The following is a 4870-nucleotide window of genomic DNA, read 5'->3' as shown; positions in this document are numbered from 1 at the left end:
TTTACTGAGGTCTACTGACAGACAAAAAAGTGATCGGCTTGAATGGTATTGAGCGATCGGCATCATGGTATTACGCATCAGTTAAGAAGGGAGCTCTTGAGCAATATCAGCTTTTCCTAAAAGGTAAGGGTCACAATCTTGATTCTAGGGTGCTAATGATCTATGAAGAGCGCCTACCCTCTGCAATTAAAGATAGAATAATACAAAGTAGTAGCCAAGAGCTTCGTGAAGTTAATAAAGAGCTTTCTCACTTTTTATATGCAGAGTGCCTCTATCCAACACCGCATGCGTTTAGGCACATGTGGGCTGAAGCTGTCTTTAGACGATTCGATGGAGATGCAGGGTGGATGATCAGAAGTAATTTTAAACATATTTCGGAATCCATGTGGGTCGCTTATATTGCAAACAAAGCCGACGTAAACATTCATCAGCAATTGAAAATAAATATCGCTAGCTCGCTCATGAAGAACTGGCTAAGGAATAAAGGTGCCAATACATCTGGAAGATATCACACCTTTTTAAAAAGGTTATTTAAAAATACTTCTATCACATCGTTTCAAGAAGCCGATTCATTAATTGATAAGATCTCAGAAACAGATGTTATTTCTGTCAAAGCCAACCCGTGGGGATATTGCATTAACCGTTATTCAACTACATCTTTTGCAAAATGTGCTGAAGATGGAGAAGCAAAACCTAGAAACGCCAAACCTGACCTTTGTCTAGGCTGTATTAATTTTATGACAGATAGAACAAATGTCGATTACATAATCGAACAGTCATGGCAACACATTGACCTACTGCGTTCAGGTTATATCGAGGACATACCCAAGCAGTTCGTTGATACATCTATTGCATTCATTTCAAATGCGAAAAAAAGAATTGCAGAATTATCTCCCGACCACAAGGTTTTAAGGATATATAACGAAATATTGCATAGCTTATCCAATAAATTAAGGAGTTAAATATGAATTACTTTAAAGAGATGGCAGAAGAAGCCGAGCAAAAAAAAATAGTCGAGGAACTTCCTTGTTGGGTAAATAAAAATAACGCGTCTTTTGTAGCATTTAATGAGACGGAACGCCTTAGAACGGAGAGGCTTATGTTTATCAATAAACACACCAAAACTATAAATTTCCGATCTAAGAAAAGTTATCAAATCTCAGGGCGGGAAGTTGCTCGCGCTGTTGGTATTGCTGCGTCAACCCTACTCACAACTTCAACTTACTCAGTTAAATATTCTAAATACTTAGAAAGAATAAATACTGAACTTGAAGAAAAAAAGACTCAGCGCATAGCAAAAACAACTAAGTCTAAGAGTCGAGGTCCAATAGCTAGGAATAAAGATGAACTAGTTGAAGAAGTCAAAAGGCTTGATGCAAAACTCAAAACTCTGGAGACAAAGAATGTAATTGAGCAAGTGGAACAGGCAATTAACATGCTTCACCCTGAAATTGCGAATATCTTAATACTCAACCAAACGAGAAAGACTGCAAATATTTCACATATAAAACCTAAAAATAAATAAAATATTTCTTTGTAGGTTAATAATGATTGCGATAACAGGTTTTAATTATCTATTTAGAGTAAACATTCAATCTATAAACACCATGATTATATTCGAGGAACACTCCATTGAGAAGTAGCAGAAAACTGTCATAAGCTACTATTCGTAGATGCACGATTGCATTAATGACCGTTATATATAGGTATTCTGATTCATTAGCTTAAAAATGAAGAAACTTATTATAACGAAAGATCTGTAAAAGCTGAAACTACTATGAAGTTTCGTCGTTGATATAAAATCACAGATGAGAAAACATTTATATGGTACGAACAAACAATATAAGTTCAGTTTTATTAAGTAGTTTCACTATTATAATTTTCTATTACTTTATTTAAGGTATATATATGCTTTTCTAGCTTTTCAATTTTTGTATTTATAGCTGAATAGGATAAAAGCAGTTCATCTTTTATTTTTGGCTGTAATTTCCATATATCGTCGTATGTATCCAATATATGACAGCACTCTAATAAATCAGTTTTAAAATTTCGTAACTGGTTTCGGCACTCAGATATAAAGCTATCTCTCATATCTTCTTCCGCAACTTTGAATGGATAAGCAGAGCAGAAAAGCTCTGTTTTAGAAAAAACTACGCCCCTTTGATTTTCAGATATAAGTAACAAATCCTTTTTAACTAGATCATATAATTGTAATTCAATATTTTTTTTCACATAGGTAACGCTAATCATTTGTGATTTAGATAGAGCAATATACCCAGCGAGAGCTTCTAAAACTGTAAAATTATTGATATTACTCATACGAATAAAGCTTTTCAGTAAAGGTTCAAGCATCATTATGTGGTTCTCGTCATTAATTATATTAAAATATGACTTATAAGTCATATTTTATGTACTATAATACATATGTAATGGTTCTGCAATATGGGAGGATATCCAATTTAATAATTAGGTATATCAGATGCAGCCTGTTTTGAAATTAATAGGTATGAATATAAAGTTAGCACGAATTAAGCATGGGTTTAGTCAGGCCGAACTAGCACATAAATTAGGGGTTGAGCAAAGCTATATTAGTAGAATAGAGTCAGGTTCTGTTGCTGTATCATGCCAGAAAATTTATGAGGTAATCCATTTGCTTGGATGTGACATGATTGATGTATTTCCTAACGCACAAGAAGTACAGACTCAATTTAATATGAATTAAAATTACAGAGTATTCCAAAATAATTGTTATAAGACCTTGTGCTTAAAGCATTTACGCATCGTCTAGACCCTTTGATATTCCCACCCCTAAAAATGAGTTGTTTCATACAATATGAAACAATCTATTTGCTTTTAACCACAACTATTTTTCTATTGCTCACCTAAAATGGGCTCTGCTGAACCTAATTATTAAAATATAAATTTTATAAATCTATCTCGTTTTTAATTCCATACATGGTGGTTCAGATTATTTAAGACAATTGTCCTAGTACATTTATTGCGTTATGTTGATGGTAGAAATTATATATATTGATGGAGCTATAATGAGTGGCATAGATACTTCAAATGAGATTATTCCATTTGATAAAAAGAAAAATATAATCCTCCGGACATTTTTTAATATTATGGATTCATGGTATATATCACCGACTAATCAAGTGAGTTTACTAGGCTTTGAATGTATAGAAGACCTTATTGAATTAAAGCAACCTACCATGACTTCTCTTACTCCTGACACTTTAATACGAATATCATATATTTTAGGTATTTATAAAGGTTTAGGCGAGTTATTTCCTACCAGAGAGCAAAGTGATACATGGATACACCGACCAAATCAGGCTTTCAATGGCATTTCAGCTATTGAATATATGTCTCAAGGCACAGAAGTTCATTTACAAAAAGTTAGGGAGTATATTGATGCTCAAAAGAACATTTGAATACAAGTTGCTAACTTTTTAAGGAGCACAATTTGAGTATAAATGGTTTCATTCCTTATATAGCACTGGCTATTTCGCTTACGGCTTTGTATTTTGCGGCTAGGAACTACCGACGTAAGTCTGGGATACATATTAAAGGACAGTTTTGCATTAGATCGAGCACATACGCAGAAGATAAATATGTAAGTAGCATTACTCTAGAAAACTTCAAGGATAGATCAGTAATTATATTTAAGATCTTTTTACGGGTCGGGGCTAACTACTATATCGAACTAGATGATTTTGAGCGTGAACCAAAGACCTTAAAATCATATGAATCATATACGGATCATTATGAGCCAGTCGATTTCTATTGTACGAACATGAATCGAATCAGACTCAATAAGTTAATCGGTTCCAAAAAGGTTAAGATGAACCTCGTTCTATCAACTTCTCACGGAAAATATGTGGTGAAAGAGTGGATAGAAAGATGGGACCCTATTTTTGATTTTTTCAATAACCATATGACAGCGTCAATCATTCCAATGCGTCCAAAGGAAAGCGTAGGATATTATGGATTAGATGTTAAGTATTTAGCTAAATTACATACTGAAGATGGGTATAAAAAGACAATTCCTATTTACGCTGAAGATTATAACTACCCACGATTCGAGGAATTTAGATTAACTGAAGAGTCGCTTTCATCAAGTGAAACTCTTAAAGAGTTTCTAATGCTTCAATCCATAAACGGAAAACTACAATGCGTTAAAGTTGAAGTTATTGATGCCAGCCAGCTTAGAAAAGACAATTATGGTCATAACTTCGAAGAATCTTTTGAAGCAAAATACTACAGCTGGGTTTACTATGTTGTTATCGGAAAATTGCTAACCACTTGGAGTAATATCAGACTCTCTTTGATTAATCTAAAACATAAAAAGGCTAACACAAAACAAGGCAGTAAATAAGCTGTAGTGGTACAACTGAATTAAATAATGTCAGCTGCTCTAAAATGTAATGTTTGAATTAGCTGCCATCATGAAAATCAGTTATCAATGTGAACGAGTATTTTTGTATATTTAAATAATAAATTTCAAATGACTAAGGAAAGTTAATGGCTGTAAACGGCAAGACAAACAAACATATTCGTGCGGTATGGGACCGACTTAATGGCCTAGGTAAAATGTCGGGAGTAACTGTTGACGAAGTAAAAGCTCTTTTAGAGTCTCACGGATTGGTTGTTGGAAGTATTGAAGAGGTCGAATTTGGCTCCAATCCTCGAATTAAAGCCATTTATTTAAAGACAGATGTAGGTACTGCCCTTTACCCTCGCAAAAAACTCACTGAGATTGAAATCTACAATCACAATATTCTCCCCAATATCTAGCGTCAATTAACTTGGCCGGTTCCGCGTCAATTATCTTGGCCGGTTGACACCGAATTTTATTTGCTCTTAT

At 34.0% G+C, this 4870-nt stretch carries 7 protein-coding genes; 6 read left to right on the top strand and 1 reads right to left on the bottom strand.

Annotated elements, in window-relative coordinates:
- The first annotated feature begins 38 nt into the window (after window positions 1-38).
- Entirely contained in the window at window positions 39-962 is a 924-nt protein-coding gene (locus J5X91_RS17790) for a hypothetical protein (protein ID WP_208835371.1), read from the top strand.
- Between the two features lie 2 nt (window positions 963-964).
- Window positions 965-1525: a hypothetical protein gene (locus J5X91_RS17785; protein ID WP_208835370.1), complete on the top strand. Its 561-nt coding sequence runs from the start codon at window positions 965-967 to the stop codon at window positions 1523-1525.
- 332 nt (window positions 1526-1857) lie between these two features.
- On the opposite strand, the gene J5X91_RS17780 is transcribed toward J5X91_RS17785, so the two are convergent.
- Window positions 1858-2355 carry a hypothetical protein gene (locus J5X91_RS17780; protein WP_208835369.1) on the bottom strand — a complete coding sequence of 166 codons (498 nt, stop codon included), beginning with the start codon at window positions 2353-2355 and terminating at the stop codon, window positions 1858-1860.
- A 124-nt stretch (window positions 2356-2479) separates the two neighbouring features.
- On the opposite strand from J5X91_RS17780, the gene J5X91_RS17775 reads away from it, so the two are divergent.
- From J5X91_RS17775 to J5X91_RS17760, 4 genes are all read left to right on the top strand, one after another.
- Window positions 2480-2722, top strand: a complete 243-nt coding sequence (locus tag J5X91_RS17775) for a helix-turn-helix transcriptional regulator (protein ID WP_208835368.1) — start codon at window positions 2480-2482, stop codon at window positions 2720-2722.
- A gap of 322 nt (window positions 2723-3044) precedes the next feature.
- The gene (locus tag J5X91_RS17770) at window positions 3045-3437 is read left to right on the top strand and encodes an MbcA/ParS/Xre antitoxin family protein (RefSeq protein ID WP_208835367.1); all 393 of its coding nucleotides are present in this window, start codon (window positions 3045-3047) and stop codon (window positions 3435-3437) included.
- A 32-nt stretch (window positions 3438-3469) separates the two neighbouring features.
- Complete coding sequence (locus tag J5X91_RS17765; protein WP_208835366.1) at window positions 3470-4381, top strand: hypothetical protein; 912 nt, start codon at window positions 3470-3472, stop codon at window positions 4379-4381.
- A 146-nt stretch (window positions 4382-4527) separates the two neighbouring features.
- Window positions 4528-4800, top strand: coding sequence for a hypothetical protein (locus J5X91_RS17760; protein ID WP_208835365.1), 273 nt, complete (start codon window positions 4528-4530; stop codon window positions 4798-4800).
- Window positions 4801-4870: the final 70 nt, after the last annotated feature.

The organism is Pseudoalteromonas sp. K222D, assembly GCF_017653575.1.
GTDB lineage: Bacteria > Pseudomonadota > Gammaproteobacteria > Enterobacterales > Alteromonadaceae > Pseudoalteromonas > Pseudoalteromonas nigrifaciens.
Note: the sequence above shows the minus strand (reverse complement) of the source record. Positions and strands in the feature narration are given on the sequence as shown.

What these genes read in the sequence shown, in the direction of transcription:
- J5X91_RS17785 (WP_208835370.1), top strand. Translation starts at nt 965, where the DNA reads ATGAATTACTTTAAAGAGATGGCAGAAGAAGCCGAGCAAAAAAAAATA.
- J5X91_RS17780 (WP_208835369.1), bottom strand. Translation starts at nt 2,355, where the DNA reads ATGATGCTTGAACCTTTACTGAAAAGCTTTATTCGTATGAGTAATATC.
- J5X91_RS17775 (WP_208835368.1), top strand. Translation starts at nt 2,480, where the DNA reads ATGCAGCCTGTTTTGAAATTAATAGGTATGAATATAAAGTTAGCACGA.
- J5X91_RS17770 (WP_208835367.1), top strand. Translation starts at nt 3,045, where the DNA reads ATGAGTGGCATAGATACTTCAAATGAGATTATTCCATTTGATAAAAAG.
- J5X91_RS17760 (WP_208835365.1), top strand. Translation starts at nt 4,528, where the DNA reads ATGGCTGTAAACGGCAAGACAAACAAACATATTCGTGCGGTATGGGAC.